The following is a 19,054-nucleotide window of genomic DNA, read 5'->3' on the forward strand; positions in this document are numbered from 1 at the left end:
ATTTCCATACGAATCTCAAAAGTGATCATAAGCTCCCCTGTATTCAGAGGAGCAGATTAACCCCTGGATCAATTTTCAACCGCTGGGGTGGATCAGTTTTGCACCGTTGGTAACACTTCTTCACGAACGTGCATCCGAATCACTATGACGATGACCATATCAACGATATGTGGGCGGCATGGAGCGCCTGCCGCGCCGCCACGCTTCAGGGTGCCGAACCTGTGCATGATGTCGACAATACCAATCGACAATTTGAGTCTTTAGGTTGCGCAGAAGATACCACGCGACGATTCAAGTGTACTGGTTTAATCGTTACCTCGGATGAACGGAAGATGCAGATGCCAGCAGCACCGCAGCAGGAGGTGAAGTGACGATGTGTTCATTCTCATGGTACGGACGAAAGGCATCAGCCGCAATACTTCCATTTATGGCCGGAGCGGCTGCTATGCACCACTTCCCTGAGCGTTATTTTTTGGTGGCGATACCAGTAATGCTCATCTTTGGGTGGGCAAGAGAAACAGACGCAGCCAATCACTATTGGGCGGCGAAGAAGGGGGATGGGTGATGCTATTTAGCCTGTGCGAGTTTTGCGGAAGGAAGCGGATCAGGGTACTCATGAAGTCATACCCTTCATTCTGGGACCAATGGAAAGTTTATAGGTTCTGCAACAGGGAGTGCGCGGAGAAATTCTTGGAAAGAAACAGAGAGGAAGCGCTGAGCCGGTGGCATCAGCTTTGCAAAAGCATGCCAAAGGAGGCCAAATGACGTCTCTATCCGCGACCATCCAGGCACTGGCAAAGGAGAGAGGGTTATCCATCTCTGGGCTGGCCGATAAGATGGGCGTTAACCGTAAAACTCTTTATTCCTGCATTCACGGCAACCCGCGACTGTCCAGTCTGCAGAGCATTTCAGACGCGCTTAATGTCCGGCTTTCGGACGTGATCGCTATAGCCGAAGATGTTGAGCAGGCAGCGCCGCAGTAACAACAATCAGGCCTCCCCGGAGGCCTTTTTCTCGCGTTGATAATTCAGACTCAACGAGCGATAATAACAACGCACCGGCCTGAACACCCGGTGTCCCCTGCGCATATAATGGGGACGTTATATGCGACCACAATCTGAACATCTTCACCTGTCACCGATGCAGAAATGCACCGGCGATTTTCTGCATTCTGCGTTACCTCTCGGAGGTGGCGTATGAACATCCCTCAATGCGGCATCAAGCTGCACTCAGGCAACTTCGCGGCTATCGGCAAGATGCTGCAGGAGCAACTCGCTACCGGCAAACCTCTACGCCTGCAGGTCAAAGAGTGGCGCGAGAAGCGCAGCCTGTCGCAGAACGCACTCAGTCACATGTGGTACCAGGAAATCAGCGAATACCTGATTAAATCCGGCCGCACTGACGCTACCCCTGAGTGGGTTAAGCGCAACCTCAAAAAGACCTACCTCGGCTGCGAGGAGGTCACCTACACCGACTTCATCACCGGCGCAAAGGAAACCACCTGGGAGCCTCGTCACACGTCTCAACTCGATACCGGAGAGATGCATATCTTCCTGTGCAAAGTCGAAGCGTGGTGCGCTCAGTTTGGCCTGTCGCTGACTATCCCGAACGGCTGTGAATTCCAACAATTGCGCGATAAGCAGGAGTCCTAATGAGCATCTATCAACGCATCAACGGCGCTGACTGGCGCAATATCTGGGTAGTCGGCGATCTGCATGGCTGCTACACGAACCTCATGACCCAGCTTGGCAAGGTAGATTTCGACCCGGAGCAGGATCTGCTTATCTCCGTTGGCGACCTCATCGACCGCGGCACCGAAAACGTGGAGTGCCTGGATCTGATTAATCAGCCATGGTTCCGGGCCGTTCGTGGCAACCATGAGCAGATGATGATTGATGGCCTGTCAGCGCATGGCAACGTTAATCACTGGGTGGCAAACGGCGGCGGCTGGTTCTTCTATCTGGACTACGACAAAGAGATTCTGGCTAAGGCGCTGGCTCACAAAGCGGCCGAACTACCGCTGATTATCGAACTGGTGACCGGCGACCGGAAGGTAGTCATCTGCCACGCTGACTATCCGCACAACGAATACGCATTCGACAAGCCAGTGCCGGAGGAAATGGTCATCTGGAATCGCGATCGCATCAGCGACTCTCACGATGGTGTAGTGCGGGAAATCAAAGGCGCGGACCTGTTCATCTTCGGTCACACCCCGGCGCGCGAACCCGTCAAATACGCCAACCAGATGTATATCGATACCGGTGCCGTGTTCTGCGGGAACCTGACAATGATGCAGGTGCAGGGCGGTGCCCATGCGTAAGCCGGCCCGCCGCAAGTGCAAGGTATGCAACGAGTGGTTCATCCCCCAATACGACAACATCCGTTGGTGCTGCCCGGCTCACGGCGCTATCTACGCGCTGGAGCTGCGTGCCAAGGAGAAGATTAAGGCTGAGGCGAAGCGCATCAGGGAGAAGCATCAGGCCGAGAAAGAGAGTAGGGATCGGCAGGCCAAAAAACGCCTTGAGGTTAAGCCGCTAAGTTACTTCCGCGACCAGGCACAGCAAGCCTTCAATGAATTTATACGGTACCGGGATCGGCATCAGCCATGTATCAGCTGCGGTCGTTATCACTACGGTCAGTATCATGCCGGCCACTTCCGCACGACTGGTGCTAACCCAGAGCTTCGCTTCAATGAAGACAACTGTCATCGACAGTGCGCCCCCTGTAATAACCACCTTTCAGGCAACCTGACCGCCTATCAGCCAGCGCTTATCGCCAAGATCGGCCAAGCCCGCTTTGATGTCCTGATGGGCCCGCACGAATTACCGAAATGGAAACGCGACGACTACATCAGGATCCGCGACGAGTACCGCGCAAAACTCAAAGAACTGAAACAGCAGGAGGCAGCATGACCCGCGATCAGATAGCCAGATACCAGGCCGAAAGCGTCATGCGCGCCAAGATGCCGCCAGTAGCAAAGCACAGCCAGAACCAGCAGACCAAAACCAAACAGCCAGAGAGGGCCGCAGCATGAAACTGGAATTAACCAAAGAGCAGCATCAGTGGATTGATCAGTGGCTCCAGTTGTGGGGTGCATGGTCTCAGACGGGCAAGATAGACAAGGCGATGGTTAACATGATCGCCAAGTTTATGGCGACCGTAGAGCCTCAGCAGGCATCTCGCCCGGTATGTAGCGACGACGACGGCATGCTGATCGACGCAGTGCTGCGCCACTACCTGAAGAACATCGACGAAAACGCCTGGCGGGTAATTTTCGCTTACTACGTCTGCAACTCCAGCGAGATCCGCATCGCCACATGGCAGCATGCCGTCAGCAAACCGCGCCTGATGAAGACCCGCGCCGGAAACCAGTATAAACGCCCGAGTATCTCAACCATCCGCCGGGAAGTGAAGGATGTCATCAACGCTGCGCTGTTCTGCTTGTACCAGCCTCTGCAAAATGCGTTTAACGATCGCGAAAGTGTGAGGAAAATAGCAAATAAATATCACAACGTGCTTGCTTTTCAATGAACAAATGAGCAGAATATTTAGTGTAGGTTGCCGTATTTGCGTTTGACCTATAAGAACAACAAGCCCGAGGTTTATCGCCTTGGGTTTTTTTATGCCCTAGTTCTCATGGGCTAAGAAAAATCAAGTTACACCAGCATAAATTACAAAGCCCCGGAACGCGTCAACGTTGCCGGGGCTTTTTGTCGATAGCCGTCAAGGAGCCATCAACATGAAATTAAAGTTAGCACATCTCAGACTGACTGAGTTACTAAATTACGATCCTGAAACAGGAATTTTTTCTTGGAAAGTTGATAGGCAAAGGGTTCGTAAAGGCGACACATCAGGTCACCCCGACAAGGCTGGTTATCTTCAAATACGCATAGATGGAAGGCTTTATCTGGCGCACCGTCTGGCGTGGTTTTATGTTAATGGGTCATGGCCTAATCTGGAAATAGATCATGTAAACAGAGATAAAGCTGATAACAGGATCTGTAATTTACGCCTTGCGACAAGGCGAGAAAACATCATCAACAAAGCCCCTAGCAAATTGAATAGCTCTGGAGTGACCGGAGTGTATTGGAATAAGTCAGCGGGTAAGTGGCATGCCCAAATATATTCAAATGGGAAAAGATTCTCCCTGGGCATGTTCACACAAAAAGAATCAGCTATTGAGGCAAGAAAGCAGGCCGAAATTATTCATTTTGGTGCATGCGTAGCTTGATTTGATATCAGCACCGGCCAAACACAACCCCATACACTACCTGGGACTATAAGCGCATAGCGCAACGCAGCACCCATCGATTGGCGGACCAGAACCCGCCTTTTTTACTCAGGCCGCAGACAATCACCCTCAGATGCCACGTAGCCCTCGTGTCTGACGGCCTTCTCTACACATGGACCACCTATGTCTGAACCTCTAACCATTGCTGGCGGTGTCACGTCCGCAACAATCGGAGTGACGTTCGCATCTCTGTTCCCCGAGGCAACGCCCGGCGTAATGCTGTGCGCGCTGGCTGGCGCAGCAATGTACGTTCTGACATCCGATCCACACCAACTGTGGAAGCAGTTCCTGTTCGCCGTCATCAGCTTTGTCGGCGGGGTGTTCTTCTCGGTACCGATGGCGAAGATACTGGCCGGGGTGATTAACACCGCCCTTGGCCTGTTGCAGCCACCGGTGAGTATCGAGGTATCCCCGAATATTGGCGCGCTGGTTTCCGCTTCCATCTCTGTCGCAGTCCTGCTTCGTATCCTCGCCAAATCAAAACGGGGGAAGATGCCGGGACTGGAGGAGGAAGGTAAATGACATGGCAAACCATCGTTCTTGATGTAAACGCCATTATCTGCGCGCTTATCGCCATCAGGCTGTTGTTCTTCAGTAAGAGTGGAAAGCGACACCGTCCTGCCGTGGCGTGGATGGCGTACATGATGATCCTCGCCGCCGGTTTTACGGCATTCCGCATCCTCTACGGCAAATACCTGCAGGTTGACCCGGGCGAGCTGATGCTGAACATCGCTATCTGCATCGCCGTGTGGCGCTCCCGCGGCAATCTAGCCAAAGTATTCCAGAAGGCCGGGCAATGACCAAAGACGACATCTTCAACGCCATCCTCGGCAAAGAGGGCGGTTATGTGAATCATCCGGATGACAAAGGCGGCCCGACGAACTGGGGGATTACTCAGGCAACGGCCCGCGCCCACGGTTATACTGGTGATATGCGTGACCTGAGCCGCGATCAGGCCCTCAACATCCTCGAGGCCGATTACTGGTATGGCCCTCGCTTTGACCAGGTTGCAACTGTCTCCCCGGTCATCGCCGCCGAACTCTGCGATACTGGCGTGAACATGGGACCATCGGTACAGGTGAAGTGGTTCCAGCGCTGGCTGAATGTATTCAACAACCAGCAGCAGCTCTATCCCGACCTGATCGCCGACGGTCAGATTGGCCCGCGCAGCATTAGCGCACTGAAATCCTTCCTGGCGAAACGCGGCAGTGAAGGGGAGGTGGTATTGCTCCGCGCCATCAACTGCAGCCAGGGTCAGAGATATCTCGAACTGGCAGAGCAGCGACCAGCTAACGAGTCATTCGCCTATGGCTGGATGCGGGAGCGCGTGAGCCTATGACCAGACTGAAAGCTATCCTGGCCGGAATCGGGCTCGCCATAATGCTGGTACTGGCCGCATTTGGTATTGGCGGTATGCGTGGCCGGGAAAAGGCCGAAGCAGAGGCAGAAAAGAAACGCACCGACGAGAGCGCCGCTGCCACCAAAGCAGCTGCAGAGCGCCGCGTTGAAGTAACCCGGGAGGCCAGCAATGTTCAGCAGACTGTTAACCATATGCCTGATGACGATGTTGATCGTGAGCTGCGTGCAAACTGGACCCGCAAAGGTTGAAGTCATCGACACTGGCTGCGACTGGATAAGGCCTATCTACGCCACAGACCACGACTGGGATGTGCTGGACCGCCAGACGAAGAAAGACATCCTGGCGCACAACAAATCGTGGCAGGCGAACTGCCCGAGAATAGAACCTCATCCCTGAGGCTCTGACACAGTCTCTCCTCTGGACTTTAAGCATAGAGAAATAACGGAGCCTCGCCTCAGCTGCCATGACACCCCGCACGAAGAATTAGTTGTCAGCAAAGAGCAACATCAGCCTCGCGAATGCGGGGCTTTTTTATATCCGCAGTAAAAACGCGCATCGCAGCGCATAAAAATCCCGAGTCTTTCAGAAAGTTGAGCCTGAGAACTGCCGTATATGGTGGCGACCATCTCGGGGCGGCTTTTCTGTGCGAACAGGCTCACTTTCTAAAAGGTAAATCGCAATGACATACCCAACAGTTGCAGTAAACGGCGTATCCGTTCGAGTAGATGACGATGGCCGTTATAACCTCAACGACCTGCATGCAGCAGCGGTCTCCAATGGGGAGGCCACTGAATCACAGCGTCCAAGTAACTTCATCAAAAGCGCACAGATCAGGCGCTTTGCTGACGAACTGACCGAAGCTACGAAAATAGCTTCGACCCGGGTGGTTAAGGGCGGTACGGAATCAGGCGTTTGGGGGCTGGAATTACTCGCGATTCGATATGCGGCGTGGCTGAGTCCGAAATTTGAAATCCGGGTATACAACACCTTCCGGGAAGCGGTACTCAGCGGCATCAGCAATATGTCTCGCCTCAATCGGCTTGACCTTCTGATCGCCAATGAGACCAAAGAAGTCAGCGCCTGCGCCCGGGCGATGAATAAGTGGGGAGTTGGCGGTCGCAAGAAGCTTCTCAACTGCGCTCGTGAGCGGATCGTCAGCCAGATGGATCCTGACATGGTCACGCTGATGGAAGCGAAAGCAGGTTAGCCAACGCAGAATTGCGTCGACGGAGTAGCCATTCCAAAGCGTCTCACCCGGGGCGCTTGATAATGGTGGCGAATATCTCATTTTTTATTGTGGTTGACATAAGTTATTGGTTTGCATTGGTTATTTTGTCTTTGGTATAATTAACCGTCTACTTCAAGAGGGTTGAGTATGCTGACAATAGTTCTGTTTGACGATGGGCGGCCTGGCGAGATTTGGCCTACAGAAGAAGTTGGGAAAGTGGTAAAGGTTCCTGACTGTCAGTTTAAGGCTCGCGGAATGCTTGGCGGAGTAGCAAACATCACTGATGTGGAGTATCAGGTCTTTGAGTTCCGAGTGGATGACGAGGTTTATCTGATTGGAGTTAACGGGCGCAGGCCAAGCGACGCTGTTATTAGCTCTCACATCATGCATAACGACCCCAAGCCTAAGCCATACAAAACACTGTAACCGCCTCCGGGCGGTTTTTTATTGCCATCACCATGGGCATAGCAAACACTGGAGTTAACCAATGGCTGAACATGATGAGCGCAGGCCATATCCGCCGGTTAACTTCATTGGTGGCGACAACTGGCAGCCATACACCAGATTGATCCCCGCCAACGAGGTGCTGGAGTGGATTAACCGCCAAATCCTCAGTGACGAAGGCAGCATTCACAACCCAGATCATGCTCACCTGATTGACGCGGATCTCTGCTTCATGTGGGCGTCCGACTCGTTTGCGAAGAAAGGTCGCTATGTATTGGGGCAGGCTGAGCAGGTAATGCTCCGCGCAGGAGGATGGCAGAAGGCTCGGATGGAACAGCAGATGCATGAATGGTTCGGGCGCATCCCGAAGTACATCATCACACTGGCAGCCGATTACTGCTCACAGTGCAGTGACCTTGAGTTCTGCGCCCTGGTAGAGCATGAGCTTTACCACATCGCCCAGGACACCGATGATTTCGGCGCGGCGAAGTTCAACAAAGAGACCGGGCAGCCAGTGCTTACACTACGCGGCCACGACGTCGAAGAGTTCGTTGGTGTCGTACGTCGATACGGTGCCAGCAAGGATGTGCAGGAGTTGGTGGACGCGGCCAATGCGCCAGCGGAAGTAGCTCACATTGATATAGCCAGGTCATGCGGGACGTGCATGTTGAAACTGGCATAGGCTTTATTAGGATTGTCATGGAGGTAACCGATGGCAGCATTATCGACAGAGGTTAAAGCCTTCATCGTTCAATCGCTCGCCTGCTACGAGACCCCGGTAAAAGTCATTGAGCTTGTAAAGGCTGAATATGGCATCGATGTATCACGGCAGCAGGTGTCGCAGTATACGCCCGGTAACGCAATGGCGGCCAAGTTGAGCCAGAAGTGGATTGACCTGTTCAACGCTACCCGTAAACGATTCCAGAATGAGATCGGTGACATCCCGATCGCAAATAAAGCGTACCGGTTGCGCGTTCTCGACCGAATGGCGACCAATGCTGAAAAGATGAAGAACTACGGAATGACCTCGCAGCTTATCGAGCAGGCCGCAAAAGAAATGGGCGATGCCTACACCAATCGCCAAAAAGTCGAGCATACAAGCACACGGATAACCCGTGGTTCCCGGACGTGCTGGAAGGTGAGCGACAGAACGATCAGCGCCGCCTCGATCCGGCAACATACGCATGGGTGTGGGAGGGGGCTTACCTCGAAAACTCCGATAAGCAGGTGTTGGCCGGTAAATACCGGATTGCTGAATTCTCGGACCAGCTATGGAAAGAGGCCGATCGCCTTTTCTTCGGTGCCGACTTCGGTTTCGCCAAAGACCCTAACACGCTGGTGCGTTCGTTCATCTTGCACAACCGGCTGTACATCGAATACGAGGCATACGGTCAGCAGACAGAGCTCGACCACATGCCAGAGCTGTACGACACGATTCCCGGATCGCGTGATTGGCCCATCAAGGCCGACTCCGCTCGACCAGAGACAATCAGCTATCTCAAGCGGCAGGGCTTCAACATCGCAGCCGCCGAGAAATGGCAGGGAAGCGTTGAGGACGGAATCGCGCACCTTCGCGGATTCGACGAAATCATTATCCATCCGCGCTGCAAGAACGTGGCGCGAGAGGCCCGTATGTGGTCGTACAAAACGGACCGCATCACCGGCGAGGTATTGCCGAAGCTAGCAGATGGTTACGAGCACTGCTGGGACGGGATTCGCTACAGCCTTGACGGACACATTAAGCGCAAAGGCCAAATGGCAGGGATGATGATTCCGAAAAGATTGAGAAATTAAATTAAGTATTAGCTTATCCGTGCCGATTATCTTCTTGAACAAAACTAAGGAGATACTATGGAACAGTTCGATACAGATGATGGACGTCCACAAATCGTCGTCACGTTTGAATACGTTGATCCAGAAACGGGCAAGAAGGTTTTTGTCTCAAGAGCTGTTGATAAAGCAACATATGATAAAGATTCTGGCGCCTTGTATGCAGAAGCAGAAATTATGGCTCAAGAATTTAAATTACGGATGCAAGAAGAGGGCCTGTAAGCCCAATTCTTTTTCAAAGGTCGCTCCGGCGGCCTTTTTTATTGCCATAAATTCAGTGATGAGGACTCTTTATGACTGAATACTGGTGCTGCGCCTGCGGGAAAATCATCAAATTCGAAAGGGTCATGCCGCTGAATTACATACCACGGCATTGCCGCACACTGATGATAAGAAAGGTTGAATCATTCACACCGGCAAAGGGGCCAAAAATCCCGCCGATCAAACGCTGACGGACAATCCATGACTGACAAATTAACTCTCGCCGTCAACCATGCGTTGAACGATGCGCGGATGGCGCGCGCCAGAATGGGGCTGATGGCGCCAACAATGGGGTTGGACAATAAGCGCCATTCCGCATGGTGCGAATACGGCTTCCCTGAGCAGGTAACCTACGAAAACCTCTACGCCCTGTATCGCCGCGGTGGCATAGCCCACGGCGCAGTAGAGAAGTTGGTGGGCAAGTGCTGGCAGACTAACCCGGAAATAATCGAGGGTGATGATGCCGACGAGAGTAAGGATGAAACTGCCTGGGAGAAGAACACCCAAAAGGTTTTCACAAAGCGTCTATGGCGGGCCTTTGCTGAAGCAGATCGCCGCCGTCTGGTCGGACGTTATGCTGGAATCTTACTGCACATCAATGATTCCAGAACTTGGGACCAGCCTGTTGTTCTTGGGAAGTCACTAAAAAAGGTTACGATCGCATGGGCTGGGTCACTAACAGTCAGCGAGTGGTTTACTGACCAGAAATCGGCAGATTACGGCCAGCCAAAGCAGTGGAAATACGTTGAGAGCCTGCCAAATGGCGGGACGAATCAGCGCTTTGTGCATCCTGATCGCGTCTTCATCTTGGGCGACTACTCGAATGATGCAATTGGCTTCCTTGAGCCACCTTATAACGCCTTTGTCAGTCTCGAAAAGGTAGAGGGCGGTTCCGGTGAATCGTTCCTGAAAAATGCCTCAAACAAGCAGGCAATCAACTTTGAAAAGGACATCGACTTTTCTAATTTGGCTTCGTTGTATGGCGTATCGGTAGATGAGCTTCAGGAGCGCTATAACGAAGCAGCCAGAGAGCTGAATATTGGTAACGATGTACTCCTGATCACCCAGGGCGCGCAGGTTACCTCAATGGTATCTGCTGTTTCAGACCCTGGGCCTACTTACGACGTCAACCTACAAACCGCTTCAGCTGGGGTAGACATCCCGGCGCGCATACTGGTTGGCAATCAGCAGGCTGAGCGCTCGAGTACAGAAGATCAGAAGTATTTTAACGGTCGCTGCCAGTCACGCCGCGGTGACCTGTCATTCGAAATAGAAGACTTCTGCGACAAGCTTATCGATCTGCAAATCGTAGACTCAGTCAGCCAGAAGGCTGTTATCTGGGATGACCTGAACGAACAGACCGGTACTGAGAAGCTCACTAACGCCAAGACAATGGGCGAGATTAACCAGACCATGCAGGGCAGCGGCGAAGAGCCAGCATTCAGTCGTAAAGAGATTCGCACGGCTGCGGGCTATGACAATGATGACGAAGAGCCTTTAGGAGAAGAGGATGGCGACGAAGAAGACGAAGCCACCGATTCTGCCGCGTAACTACCAGGATCCGACCGGAGCCGATGCGCTGGAACGCCGGGCAATGAAAGACTTCGCCAGGCGAATGAATAAGATTGGCAAAGCGTACAAATCAGCACTCGACAAAATACCTTCCTCCCTCGCAGTAAACGCCAGATACGAATACCAGCTAAACCCAACGCTACTCTCCATCATCCTGAATGATGCCAGTTACCTGGTGGATCAGGTGCTGCTTGAAGGTAGCGATTACGACCTGTGGTTTTACGAGTACATCGATCTGGCATCGGAGAAAGGGACCGGGCAGTCGTACTACAACCTCAGCCAGCAGTCACCGGTGTATGCCGCCGGGCGCGAATCACTGGCGTCCATCCTCGCAAGCGACCCGTACCAGCAACGCATGGCGCTGGTGCATGCCCGTGTGTTTGAGGAAATGAAGGGGCTGACAGCTGACGTTAAGCGCGACATGGCGCGCGTGCTGACTGATGGAGTGGGGCGCGGGCTCAATCCGCTGGATATTGCCCGCAACCTGACAGACCAGACCGGCATCGAGAAACGCCGGGCGAACAGAATCGCGCGTACAGAAGTGACCACCGCGCTGCGCCGGGCTAAGTGGGATGAAGACCAGGAGGCGAACGACCTCTACGGCCTGAAAACGCTGCTTGTTCACATCTCGGCGCTGTCACCGACAACCCGTCATACCCACGCAGTGCGCCATGCCCACCTCTACACCAATGAAGAGGTCCGTGACTGGTACAGCAAGGATGGCAACTCCATCAACTGCAAATGCAGCCAGCAGTCGGTGCTGGTGGATGCGGACGGTAAGCCGGAATACCCGGACACCATCACGAAACTCAAACAGGAATATAAATCGATGCAGGCGCGCGGTTACGCCTGGGCGGAGAAATAACTATGCCTATGCAGGTCAACATCACCACGAAGGTGAACAGCCAGTCTATCCGGCGCGAAACATACAACGGTCGCGAGCATCTGGTGCTGCCGAGTTACACACTTCCGGCGAACGTCGTCATGAATGGCGGGCTGTACACGCAAGAGCAAATCGACGCCCACTATAAGGGGCTGGAAGGCACCCTGGCGCCGCTGGGCCACCCTCAGGTTAACGGTCAGTTCGTGTCTGCTTTCTCCCCAGAGGGGATTAACGCAGGCCATATCGGCGCTTGGAACCGCAACGTCAAGAAGTCCGGTAATCGCATCTACCTCGAAAAGTGGGTTGATGTGGCTCGCGCTAATGAGTCGGAAGGTGGAAGGGAGCTTCTTGAGCGTGTCGCTGCCATTGAGCGCGGCGAAGACGTTCCGCCCATTCATACCAGTGTCGCCGCTTTCCTCGACCAGCTTGAGCCTAACGAACAACAGAGAGCTACGGGCGCCGAGTGGGTGGCGAAGATTCACAGCATGGACCATGACGCCATTCTGTTGCATGAGGTTGGCGCGGCGACACCAGAGCAGGGCGTGGGCCTGATGGTCAACGCAGACCTCGCGCAGCCTTTGAGGGCTAATTCAGGCGCGTTGGTGGGTGAATCCTACCGTGAGCGCGAACAGCGTCTCGATCGCGCAGCGAAAGCGAAGTTTGCGGCGGGCGCGGATGAATACGCCTGGGTTGCTGACTTTACCGACTCGCAGGTGGTTATCGTGCGAAATGGCGGAGATGCGCAGGTTTACGGTTATTCCGCTGATGGCGGGAAGATCACTATCGACGATGCTGGCACCGCAGTAGCGCGCCAGGAGTCGTGGGTGGCCGTCGTCGCTAACAAATTCAAAGCTCTATTCACACCGCAGGAACAGCCTGCACCAAACCACAAAACGGAGGGCGACATGCCTTTAACCAAAGAAGAACTGGAACAAATCGGCAGCATGATCGGCCAGGCTGTTGCGACCAATACTGAAGCGGCTATTAAGCCTCTCGCGGAAAAGGTTGATGCGCTGCAGGCCAATCAGAAGCAACTCGCGGAAACCCTGACCGCCAACTCCCGTGCCGAAGAGAAAGCAAAGCGTGATGCGGTTGCTAAGGTCCATGGCGACATCGTGGCCAACGCGCTTTCTGGCGAAGCTCTGGATGCAATGTTCAAGTCGCTGGGCGAAGCTGCTCCGCTGGGCACCAACAATGCACAGCAGCACAAAGAAACCGGCGCACCTGCCGCAGACGAACACTTCAAGTAAGGAGCCGGAATAATGCCACGTTATCGTCGCGTTAATATCGACGGTCAGTCTCTGTACAAGACCGAAACCCGCACTACGGCAGCAGCGCTGCTTCCTGGTACTGCGGCAACTATAAACTCATCCGATAAATTCGCTCAGGCCACTGCGCTAACCGGACGCCTGTACATCATCGATGTCGGTTACCACCAGGGCCTGACAATCACCGAAGAAATCCCTGCCGGGGATTCGGCAGTAGGTAACTACGTCGAAGAAGGTCGTGAGCTGGCGCTACGCTGCCTGCCTGGTGCGTATAAAAAAGACAGCCCGATCAAGCTGGGCACTGCCGGTCAGTTTACCCTGGCAACCGATGACACTGATTCAGTGATCGGATACAGCCAGGATGAATACACCATCGCGGCCAGCACCACCGACTTCATCCGCGTGCGCATGCGCGTTGGCACTGCCGCCGCTGCTGGCGCGTAACAAAAGGACAAAAACATATGTACTTCTCAAAAGAGACGCTGGCGACTAACTCCCGCCTTGGCGGGCACTGGAGTGAGCTGTGGGCAAACCGCAACATGTGGAACCTACAGAACGATTCCATCATTGCGGCTAACCGCGCAATCATGACGCCTGACATGCTGGCCTGTAACGCCGTTGGCGGTTTCTCCCGTGACTTCTGGGCTGAGATTGACAACCAGGTGCTGCAACTTCGGGATCAGGAAGTTGGCATGGAAATCGTGAACGACCTGATCGGAGTTCAGACGGTGCTGCCGGTAGGTAAAACCGCCAAGCTGTATAACGTGGTAGGCGATATCGCTGACGACGTGTCAGTAAGCATCGATGGTCAGGCGCCATTCTCCTTCGACCACACTGACTACGCGAGCGATGGCGACCCGATTCCGGTGTTCACTGCTGGCTACGGTGTTAACTGGCGTCATGCCGCTGGCCTGAACTCTGTAGGCATTGATCTGGTGCTGGATTCGCAGATGGCGAAGATGCGCAAGTTCAACCAGAAGCGCGTCAACTACTACCTGAACGGCGATTCAAAAATTCAGGTTCAGTCCTATCCGGCGCAGGGCATCAAGAACCACCGCAACACCAAGAAGATTAACCTCGGATCTGGTGCTGGTGGCGCGAACATCGACCTGACCAGCGCAACCACAACTCAATATTTTGAGTTCTTTGGTAAAGGAGCATTCGGTACCACCGCACGCACCAACAAAGTAGCTCAGTATGATGTGATGTGGGTTTCCTCTGAGATCTGGGCAAATATGGCTCAGCCGTACGTAGTCAATGGTGTGGTGAGCGGCACTCTCCTGCAGGCTGTTCTTCCATTCGCACCGGTGAAAGAAATCCGCATGAGCTTCGCGCTGACCGGTAACGAGTTTATCGCGTACGTTCGTCGTCGTGACGTGATCTCCCCACTGGTTGGTATGGCTGTCGGCGTTGTGCCCCTGCCGCGTCCACTCCCTAACGTTAACTACAACTTCCAGATCATGTCTGCTGAGGGTCTGCAAATCACCGCAGACGATCAGGGCCTGTCTGGTGTTGTCTACGGCGCTAACCTGGCGTAAGGAAACAGCATGGCTAAATACGAAGTTGTGCGCGCGTGGTTCGGCGTGAAGGTAGGGCAGGTGGTGGAGTTGAAAGAGCTTCACCCGGCGCTGAAGTCTAACGTCCGGCTCATGAATGGTGAGGCAGGCGGAGAACTTACCCCGTCGACGCCTGATGCCGGTACCGGTGAGAAATCGCGCAAAGAGATTATTCAGGGGCGCCTTACTGAACTGGGCATTGAGTTCAAAGGCAACCTGGGCGCTGAAAAGCTCAGTGAGCTGTTGCCGGATGGCGAACTCGAAAAGCTTTTCCCTGCTGAATAACAGCCGCCGCTAAGGCGGTTTTTTTATGCCCCGCTCCGGCGGGGTATTTCACGGAGTCGATAATGGTAACTCTCGAACAGGCGAAGGAGTATCTGGAGAGCCAGGGAATTACCATTCCCGATTTTGTTCTTCAGGCTCTCGTCGACCAGGCCAACAGTATTCAGGAGTGTCTCGATGCACATTATCCTGCATCGACATCGCTGTTGATTCAGCTCTATCTGCTGGCGCTTATGGGGCTCGGGCAGGGGGATAAATACATCTCCAGCCAGACGGCTCCAAGCGGGGCGTCGCGCTCTTTCCGGTACCAGTCGTTCACCGACCGCTGGAAAGCATCAGTGAACCTGCTGCGCGGGCTGGATAAGTACGGCTGCGCCACTGCCCTTATTCCTGCTGACCCTACCGCCGCCCCGGCATTCGCTGGTATCTGGATCGGTAAGGGCGGCTGCATGTGCGGGGATAAGTGATGACGTACAAATCAGTTAAGCACAGCCTACCACGGTATTTCACCCGCGTCTGGGTGATGACCGACACCGGGCGGGAAACTACCGGCTACGTGAAATCGGATGGTGAGTGGTTCATCAACTGCCCGCGCATCAGGGCGACTGGTGCGAAGGTGCTGAGGTGGAAGGAGTGAAATATGGCAACTGTAACAAGCATGATTAGCGCGTTGAATGTGACGGTAGTTTTTCACGTTGCTGGAGAGGTTAAAACTTTCAGCGAGACAGTGGTTTCACCAATCGTCATTGAGCGGTATTTGCAGCTGGAGAGCGGTGATGTAATAGGTCTTTTCGTGCCTGTCGGTAAAGGACAGCAGGTCAATGCGCTGAATATCGAGTGGTTTGAGATTGAGCGCGTTACGGCGCCAAAGGAGTAACCAGTGTCGGCAACAGCAAACTGGTCATACACCGCTACAGCGACCATCTGGCGAAAGCTGGAAGGCAATGACGAATACGGCGATCCGCTTGGTTATGCCGAACCTGAGCAAATCCTCTGTGATTACGAAGGTGGGCTCAGCAAGAAGTTAGCCAGCCTGGGATCTGAAATCGTCGTTAAGAACACTGTCTGGACTGAGTTCGCGCTGGCTGCTGCGGGTGATTACCTGCTGATTGGCGTATCGACAGAAGCTGACCCGGTTGTCGCCGGTGCCGACGAGGTGCGGCAGGTTATACGATACGCCGACACGTTCGAGCGCCTGGCGGATGATTACGCCATCCTGACGGGAGTGTAGCCATGGGCATCAAAACCAGAGGGATTAAGGAGTCAAAGAGAAACCTTGATCGCATCATGAAGGATGTCCAGAGGCGGGACCTTGTCAGGGGCATGCATGCGGCGTTGATTATCGGAGCAGATCGGGCAGCACTTTACACCCCGATAAACATTTCAACCTTAATTAACAGCCAGTATCGCGAGGTTGAGGTTAGAGGTGTTGTCGTGACTGGCAGGGTTGGCTATTCAGCAAACTACGCTGTTTATGTCCACGATCCAGACGTCCCGCAAACATTCCGCAGAGCTACAGCCAAAAAGGAATTTCTTACTCTTGGCATGAATGAGACCAGAAACCAGATGCAAGCGGCAATACTCAGGGAACTTTCAAAATGACACCTCCTATGTATGAGCGCGTGCGTAACTACTTCGTTGATGCCGGGCTTAACACTGGCTTCATTGTTCAGATGCTGGCATGGGACGACACAACCAAGTTAACCGACGCATTCATCGTGTTCCGGCCTAACGGCGGTACCGACATCCGAAATGACCTCGGATCTGACCACTACGTGCTGGTGGATGTCATCTCCGCCAAAGATAAGCGCCGCGCAGCCGCTGAGAAGGCTCAGGAAATCATCAATTACGTCGAACAGAACGACATTGCCGACGAATGCCTTGGCCTGATTCAAAACCTCGGCAATATGCCTACACCTATCCTGACCGAAGAGGGGCGCCTGGTCTTCCGACTCCAGTTCATGTGCGTTTACGGCGAATAACCCAATCACCAACCCATCAGGCTGCCATCCGGCGGCCTTTTTTATTTGAGAGGTACACATGCAAGGCTGTGCTAATGATTTTGGCAAGCTGATCGGGAAAGTAGCTGTGCTACGCATGGCCTTTGGCTGCCCCGACGCAGTGCCAGCGCTTTCTGAGTGGAAGCGTCTCGGCGCTATGACGACCAAGGGTATCGACTATTCGATGAACACCATTAACTCCGAAGCTGATGATGCTAAAGGGCTGGTGGAAAACTTGGTCAACAACATGGATCTGACGATCTCCGGTGAAGGGGAGTTACGCAAATCTGATAAAGATAACGAGATCGGCGCGTGGCGTCTGTCGAAGTACATCTTTGACGAAGTTCAGGCAGGCCGTCAGCCTAACCTGTGGGTGCGTTTCGACTTCGCTGGTGAGAACGCCGGTACTTACATCCAGGGTTACATGAACACAACGTCATGGTCTGGTGATTTCGGAACCAACGATATCTCCACGTTCTCCGGCGAGTGGAAGGTATATGACGCCGACACCGTTGTGTTTGAAGTCGCTGATTCCATCGCGGCCACTGGCGTCGAAGTTACCCCTGCAACTGCTTCCCTGGTCGTTGGCGCAACCCAGCAGCTGAGCGGCGCAGTTCAGCCAACCGATGCGACTAACAAGGCGATCACCTGGACGACTTCGGCGGCCTCTATCGCCACTGTCAGCTCAACCGGCCTGGTAACGGCCGTCTCCGCCGGCACCGCGACTATTACGGCTACCACTGCTGACGGTGACTTCACCGATACCTGCGCTGTTACCGTGACAGCCGCGCCGTAATCACTACAAAGGGCGGCGTGCTGCCCTTGATACTGGTTATGGAGAACGATATGACACCCTTGAAAGAGATTGGCGAGTGCATGATTGGTGCTGGAGAGCGTGAATATTTCTTCCGGCCATCGTTCCGTAACATGACGCGGATCGGTGAACCAGAGCATATCGTCCGCACTTTCTATGCGCTGTTTAATGACGACGTCGCGAAGATGCTTGAGGCTGCGCGAGATATTCACAGTGCGATACCAGAGCATCAGCGCAGATTTTACGCCCACTATTTCGGTGACGTTTCGCTGCCACGTTGGGCGTTGGATGCAGCAGGTTCTGCCGCTTTTGTGCGTGAGGCATTGCTCTCGGCTATTAACGTCATTCAGTCATGCTGTGACGAGGACGTTTCAGAGTTGACAGGCTGGCATGAGCCATCACGTACTGGACGGCGAGCGTTTGTATGGCGCCGTGGCGCGCTGCCGCCGGAGAACCTGATTCTGATAGCTCAGTCACTGATCATGCATGGCATAATCGGCCGGGCGAAGGTTCGTAAACTGCAGAAGCACGAAAGCAAGGAAACGACGCCGGAGTTTCATGCCACGGAATACATCATGGCGGCGAGAAACCATTTCGGGATCAGCAGGGAAGAGGCTGAAAACCTTACCATGACCGAATTTGCCATGATGCTTAACGCCAAATATCCTGACCAGAAAGGCTTCACCAGGGAAGAGTACGACGCTGTTATGGACGATGACGATCGCCGCTGGCAGGAAATGGTTGAGCGCGAAAAATCAGCAAAAAAAGCGGCCTGAGTTAATAATGAATGTACCGTAATCGCCTGACCGCGCGTAATATGGCTCGACAATAAAACTCAGGGGATAAGAGTGAAGAAAATACTTTTGGCTTTGGCTATTCCGCTGGTTCTGGCTGGCTGCAAGCCGGGTGAAGAAAAGGCAATTTCTTTGGCGCAATCAGAAGTTTCAGCAAACCTGCTTGATCCAAGCAGTGCGCAATTCCGCAACGTGAAAGTTGCAAAAATGATGGATGCTGACGAGGGCCTGGTCTTTGCTATAGTTTGCGGGGAAATTAACGGCAAGAACGGTTTTGGGGCCTATGCAGGGTTTCACCCATTCTTCGTTGAGCTGAACATGAAATCGAAAGGTTTGTTCTCGAAAGGCGTCGATTACACGCTTGGCGAACATTTCCTGAGTTCGCGCGAAACGCCGCCACCGCCAGCCTATACCGAACGATGCCAATAAACGACACGAATAACTAACCCACCTCTCGGTGGGTTTTTTATG

General features: G+C 53.7%; 29 protein-coding genes and 2 pseudogenes. All 31 read left to right on the forward strand.

The window, feature by feature from the left end; all coding sequences use genetic code 11:
* Positions 1–761: 761 nt before the first annotated feature.
* The 31 genes and pseudogenes from FHC51_RS10905 to FHC51_RS11055 all read left to right on the forward strand — a co-directional run bounded on the left by FHC51_RS10905 (position 762) and on the right by FHC51_RS11055 (position 19,012).
* A complete protein-coding gene (locus tag FHC51_RS10905) occupies positions 762–983 on the forward strand; it encodes a helix-turn-helix domain-containing protein (RefSeq protein WP_220435506.1) in 222 nt (73 codons plus the stop codon).
* 213 nt (positions 984–1,196) lie between these two features.
* The gene (locus tag FHC51_RS10910) at positions 1,197–1,652 is read left to right on the forward strand and encodes a YbcN family protein (protein ID WP_220435507.1); all 456 of its coding nucleotides are present in this window, start codon (positions 1,197–1,199) and stop codon (positions 1,650–1,652) included.
* Positions 1,652–2,320, forward strand: a complete 669-nt coding sequence (locus FHC51_RS10915; protein WP_220435508.1) for a metallophosphoesterase — start codon at positions 1,652–1,654, stop codon at positions 2,318–2,320. Before FHC51_RS10910 ends, FHC51_RS10915 begins: the two co-directional genes overlap by 1 nt.
* The gene (locus FHC51_RS10920) at positions 2,313–2,912 is read left to right on the forward strand and encodes a recombination protein NinG (RefSeq protein ID WP_220435509.1); all 600 of its coding nucleotides are present in this window, start codon (positions 2,313–2,315) and stop codon (positions 2,910–2,912) included. The genes FHC51_RS10915 and FHC51_RS10920 overlap by 8 nt, the downstream gene beginning before the upstream one ends.
* Positions 2,909–3,034, forward strand: coding sequence for a hypothetical protein (locus tag FHC51_RS10925; RefSeq protein WP_220435510.1), 126 nt, complete (start codon positions 2,909–2,911; stop codon positions 3,032–3,034). The genes FHC51_RS10920 and FHC51_RS10925 overlap by 4 nt, the downstream gene beginning before the upstream one ends.
* Positions 3,031–3,531: an antiterminator Q family protein gene (locus FHC51_RS10930; RefSeq protein WP_220435511.1), complete on the forward strand. Its 501-nt coding sequence runs from the start codon at positions 3,031–3,033 to the stop codon at positions 3,529–3,531. The genes FHC51_RS10925 and FHC51_RS10930 overlap by 4 nt, the downstream gene beginning before the upstream one ends.
* A 208-nt stretch (positions 3,532–3,739) precedes the next feature.
* On the forward strand, positions 3,740–4,231 hold the full coding sequence (locus FHC51_RS10935) for an HNH endonuclease (protein ID WP_220435512.1): 492 nt from the start codon (positions 3,740–3,742) through the stop codon (positions 4,229–4,231).
* 183 nt (positions 4,232–4,414) lie between these two features.
* A complete protein-coding gene (locus FHC51_RS10940; protein WP_061353777.1) occupies positions 4,415–4,813 on the forward strand; it encodes a putative holin in 399 nt (132 codons plus the stop codon).
* Positions 4,810–5,091 (forward strand): phage holin family protein, encoded by a 282-nt coding sequence (locus FHC51_RS10945; protein ID WP_156238568.1) that lies wholly within the window; start codon positions 4,810–4,812, stop codon positions 5,089–5,091. Before FHC51_RS10940 ends, FHC51_RS10945 begins: the two co-directional genes overlap by 4 nt.
* Entirely contained in the window at positions 5,088–5,630 is a 543-nt protein-coding gene (locus FHC51_RS10950; protein WP_220435513.1) for a glycoside hydrolase family 108 protein, read from the forward strand. The genes FHC51_RS10945 and FHC51_RS10950 overlap by 4 nt, the downstream gene beginning before the upstream one ends.
* A complete protein-coding gene (locus FHC51_RS10955) occupies positions 5,627–5,899 on the forward strand; it encodes a hypothetical protein (RefSeq protein ID WP_220435514.1) in 273 nt (90 codons plus the stop codon). Before FHC51_RS10950 ends, FHC51_RS10955 begins: the two co-directional genes overlap by 4 nt.
* 431 nt (positions 5,900–6,330) lie before the next feature.
* Positions 6,331–6,858, forward strand: a complete 528-nt coding sequence (locus tag FHC51_RS10960) for a KilA-N domain-containing protein (RefSeq protein ID WP_220435515.1) — start codon at positions 6,331–6,333, stop codon at positions 6,856–6,858.
* A 168-nt stretch (positions 6,859–7,026) separates the two neighbouring features.
* Positions 7,027–7,305 (forward strand): hypothetical protein, encoded by a 279-nt coding sequence (locus FHC51_RS10965; protein WP_220435516.1) that lies wholly within the window; start codon positions 7,027–7,029, stop codon positions 7,303–7,305.
* A 61-nt stretch (positions 7,306–7,366) separates the two neighbouring features.
* Positions 7,367–8,005 (forward strand): putative metallopeptidase, encoded by a 639-nt coding sequence (locus tag FHC51_RS10970; protein ID WP_220435517.1) that lies wholly within the window; start codon positions 7,367–7,369, stop codon positions 8,003–8,005.
* A 30-nt stretch (positions 8,006–8,035) separates the two neighbouring features.
* Positions 8,036–8,422, forward strand: a pseudogene (locus FHC51_RS10975) (DUF2280 domain-containing protein); the annotation flags it as partial.
* Positions 8,423–8,424: 2 nt separating this feature from the next.
* Positions 8,425–9,117: pseudogene (locus tag FHC51_RS10980) on the forward strand (PBSX family phage terminase large subunit); the annotation flags it as partial.
* A 57-nt stretch (positions 9,118–9,174) separates the two neighbouring features.
* Positions 9,175–9,375 carry a hypothetical protein gene (locus FHC51_RS10985; protein ID WP_114387220.1) on the forward strand — a complete coding sequence of 67 codons (201 nt, stop codon included), beginning with the start codon at positions 9,175–9,177 and terminating at the stop codon, positions 9,373–9,375.
* 240 nt (positions 9,376–9,615) lie between these two features.
* A complete protein-coding gene (locus FHC51_RS10990; RefSeq protein ID WP_220435518.1) occupies positions 9,616–10,965 on the forward strand; it encodes an anti-CBASS protein Acb1 family protein in 1,350 nt (449 codons plus the stop codon).
* Complete coding sequence (locus tag FHC51_RS10995) at positions 10,925–11,851, forward strand: phage minor head protein (protein ID WP_220435519.1); 927 nt, start codon at positions 10,925–10,927, stop codon at positions 11,849–11,851. Before FHC51_RS10990 ends, FHC51_RS10995 begins: the two co-directional genes overlap by 41 nt.
* A gap of 2 nt (positions 11,852–11,853) precedes the next feature.
* Positions 11,854–13,119 carry a hypothetical protein gene (locus tag FHC51_RS11000; RefSeq protein ID WP_220435520.1) on the forward strand — a complete coding sequence of 422 codons (1,266 nt, stop codon included), beginning with the start codon at positions 11,854–11,856 and terminating at the stop codon, positions 13,117–13,119.
* 12 nt (positions 13,120–13,131) lie between these two features.
* The gene (locus FHC51_RS11005) at positions 13,132–13,581 is read left to right on the forward strand and encodes a hypothetical protein (protein ID WP_023300384.1); all 450 of its coding nucleotides are present in this window, start codon (positions 13,132–13,134) and stop codon (positions 13,579–13,581) included.
* Positions 13,582–13,598: 17 nt separating this feature from the next.
* Positions 13,599–14,675, forward strand: a complete 1,077-nt coding sequence (locus FHC51_RS11010; protein ID WP_220435521.1) for a major capsid protein — start codon at positions 13,599–13,601, stop codon at positions 14,673–14,675.
* A 9-nt stretch (positions 14,676–14,684) separates the two neighbouring features.
* Complete coding sequence (locus tag FHC51_RS11015) at positions 14,685–14,978, forward strand: hypothetical protein (RefSeq protein ID WP_220435522.1); 294 nt, start codon at positions 14,685–14,687, stop codon at positions 14,976–14,978.
* A gap of 62 nt (positions 14,979–15,040) precedes the next feature.
* Entirely contained in the window at positions 15,041–15,442 is a 402-nt protein-coding gene (locus FHC51_RS11020; protein WP_163280478.1) for a hypothetical protein, read from the forward strand.
* Positions 15,443–15,615: 173 nt separating this feature from the next.
* Positions 15,616–15,852: a hypothetical protein gene (locus FHC51_RS11025; RefSeq protein WP_220435523.1), complete on the forward strand. Its 237-nt coding sequence runs from the start codon at positions 15,616–15,618 to the stop codon at positions 15,850–15,852.
* A gap of 3 nt (positions 15,853–15,855) precedes the next feature.
* Complete coding sequence (locus FHC51_RS11030) at positions 15,856–16,206, forward strand: hypothetical protein (RefSeq protein ID WP_220435524.1); 351 nt, start codon at positions 15,856–15,858, stop codon at positions 16,204–16,206.
* A 2-nt stretch (positions 16,207–16,208) separates the two neighbouring features.
* The gene (locus FHC51_RS11035; RefSeq protein WP_220435525.1) at positions 16,209–16,577 is read left to right on the forward strand and encodes an HK97 gp10 family phage protein; all 369 of its coding nucleotides are present in this window, start codon (positions 16,209–16,211) and stop codon (positions 16,575–16,577) included.
* Positions 16,574–16,957 carry a hypothetical protein gene (locus FHC51_RS11040; RefSeq protein WP_220435526.1) on the forward strand — a complete coding sequence of 128 codons (384 nt, stop codon included), beginning with the start codon at positions 16,574–16,576 and terminating at the stop codon, positions 16,955–16,957. Before FHC51_RS11035 ends, FHC51_RS11040 begins: the two co-directional genes overlap by 4 nt.
* A 58-nt stretch (positions 16,958–17,015) precedes the next feature.
* Positions 17,016–17,771 carry an Ig-like domain-containing protein gene (locus FHC51_RS11045; protein WP_148399973.1) on the forward strand — a complete coding sequence of 252 codons (756 nt, stop codon included), beginning with the start codon at positions 17,016–17,018 and terminating at the stop codon, positions 17,769–17,771.
* Between the two features lie 50 nt (positions 17,772–17,821).
* Positions 17,822–18,565 (forward strand): DUF6246 family protein, encoded by a 744-nt coding sequence (locus FHC51_RS11050; protein ID WP_220435527.1) that lies wholly within the window; start codon positions 17,822–17,824, stop codon positions 18,563–18,565.
* Between the two features lie 72 nt (positions 18,566–18,637).
* Entirely contained in the window at positions 18,638–19,012 is a 375-nt protein-coding gene (locus FHC51_RS11055) for a hypothetical protein (protein WP_220435528.1), read from the forward strand.
* Positions 19,013–19,054 lie beyond the last annotated feature (42 nt).

It is taken from the genome of Leclercia sp. EC_58 (genome assembly GCF_019584355.1).
Taxonomy (GTDB): Bacteria; Pseudomonadota; Gammaproteobacteria; order Enterobacterales; family Enterobacteriaceae; genus Enterobacter.

Coding starts and splice junctions, on each gene's coding strand:
- FHC51_RS10905 (WP_220435506.1), top strand. CDS start 762: ATGACGTCTCTATCCGCGACCATCCAGGCACTGGCAAAGGAGAGAGGG.
- FHC51_RS10910 (WP_220435507.1), top strand. CDS start 1,197: ATGAACATCCCTCAATGCGGCATCAAGCTGCACTCAGGCAACTTCGCG.
- FHC51_RS10915 (WP_220435508.1), top strand. CDS start 1,652: ATGAGCATCTATCAACGCATCAACGGCGCTGACTGGCGCAATATCTGG.
- FHC51_RS10920 (WP_220435509.1), top strand. CDS start 2,313: ATGCGTAAGCCGGCCCGCCGCAAGTGCAAGGTATGCAACGAGTGGTTC.
- FHC51_RS10925 (WP_220435510.1), top strand. CDS start 2,909: ATGACCCGCGATCAGATAGCCAGATACCAGGCCGAAAGCGTCATGCGC.
- FHC51_RS10930 (WP_220435511.1), top strand. CDS start 3,031: ATGAAACTGGAATTAACCAAAGAGCAGCATCAGTGGATTGATCAGTGG.
- FHC51_RS10935 (WP_220435512.1), top strand. CDS start 3,740: ATGAAATTAAAGTTAGCACATCTCAGACTGACTGAGTTACTAAATTAC.
- FHC51_RS10940 (WP_061353777.1), top strand. CDS start 4,415: ATGTCTGAACCTCTAACCATTGCTGGCGGTGTCACGTCCGCAACAATC.
- FHC51_RS10945 (WP_156238568.1), top strand. CDS start 4,810: ATGACATGGCAAACCATCGTTCTTGATGTAAACGCCATTATCTGCGCG.
- FHC51_RS10950 (WP_220435513.1), top strand. CDS start 5,088: ATGACCAAAGACGACATCTTCAACGCCATCCTCGGCAAAGAGGGCGGT.
- FHC51_RS10955 (WP_220435514.1), top strand. CDS start 5,627: ATGACCAGACTGAAAGCTATCCTGGCCGGAATCGGGCTCGCCATAATG.
- FHC51_RS10960 (WP_220435515.1), top strand. CDS start 6,331: ATGACATACCCAACAGTTGCAGTAAACGGCGTATCCGTTCGAGTAGAT.
- FHC51_RS10965 (WP_220435516.1), top strand. CDS start 7,027: ATGCTGACAATAGTTCTGTTTGACGATGGGCGGCCTGGCGAGATTTGG.
- FHC51_RS10970 (WP_220435517.1), top strand. CDS start 7,367: ATGGCTGAACATGATGAGCGCAGGCCATATCCGCCGGTTAACTTCATT.
- FHC51_RS10985 (WP_114387220.1), top strand. CDS start 9,175: ATGGAACAGTTCGATACAGATGATGGACGTCCACAAATCGTCGTCACG.
- FHC51_RS10990 (WP_220435518.1), top strand. CDS start 9,616: ATGACTGACAAATTAACTCTCGCCGTCAACCATGCGTTGAACGATGCG.
- FHC51_RS10995 (WP_220435519.1), top strand. CDS start 10,925: ATGGCGACGAAGAAGACGAAGCCACCGATTCTGCCGCGTAACTACCAG.
- FHC51_RS11000 (WP_220435520.1), top strand. CDS start 11,854: ATGCCTATGCAGGTCAACATCACCACGAAGGTGAACAGCCAGTCTATC.
- FHC51_RS11005 (WP_023300384.1), top strand. CDS start 13,132: ATGCCACGTTATCGTCGCGTTAATATCGACGGTCAGTCTCTGTACAAG.
- FHC51_RS11010 (WP_220435521.1), top strand. CDS start 13,599: ATGTACTTCTCAAAAGAGACGCTGGCGACTAACTCCCGCCTTGGCGGG.
- FHC51_RS11015 (WP_220435522.1), top strand. CDS start 14,685: ATGGCTAAATACGAAGTTGTGCGCGCGTGGTTCGGCGTGAAGGTAGGG.
- FHC51_RS11020 (WP_163280478.1), top strand. CDS start 15,041: ATGGTAACTCTCGAACAGGCGAAGGAGTATCTGGAGAGCCAGGGAATT.
- FHC51_RS11025 (WP_220435523.1), top strand. CDS start 15,616: ATGGCAACTGTAACAAGCATGATTAGCGCGTTGAATGTGACGGTAGTT.
- FHC51_RS11035 (WP_220435525.1), top strand. CDS start 16,209: ATGGGCATCAAAACCAGAGGGATTAAGGAGTCAAAGAGAAACCTTGAT.
- FHC51_RS11040 (WP_220435526.1), top strand. CDS start 16,574: ATGACACCTCCTATGTATGAGCGCGTGCGTAACTACTTCGTTGATGCC.
- FHC51_RS11045 (WP_148399973.1), top strand. CDS start 17,016: ATGCAAGGCTGTGCTAATGATTTTGGCAAGCTGATCGGGAAAGTAGCT.
- FHC51_RS11050 (WP_220435527.1), top strand. CDS start 17,822: ATGACACCCTTGAAAGAGATTGGCGAGTGCATGATTGGTGCTGGAGAG.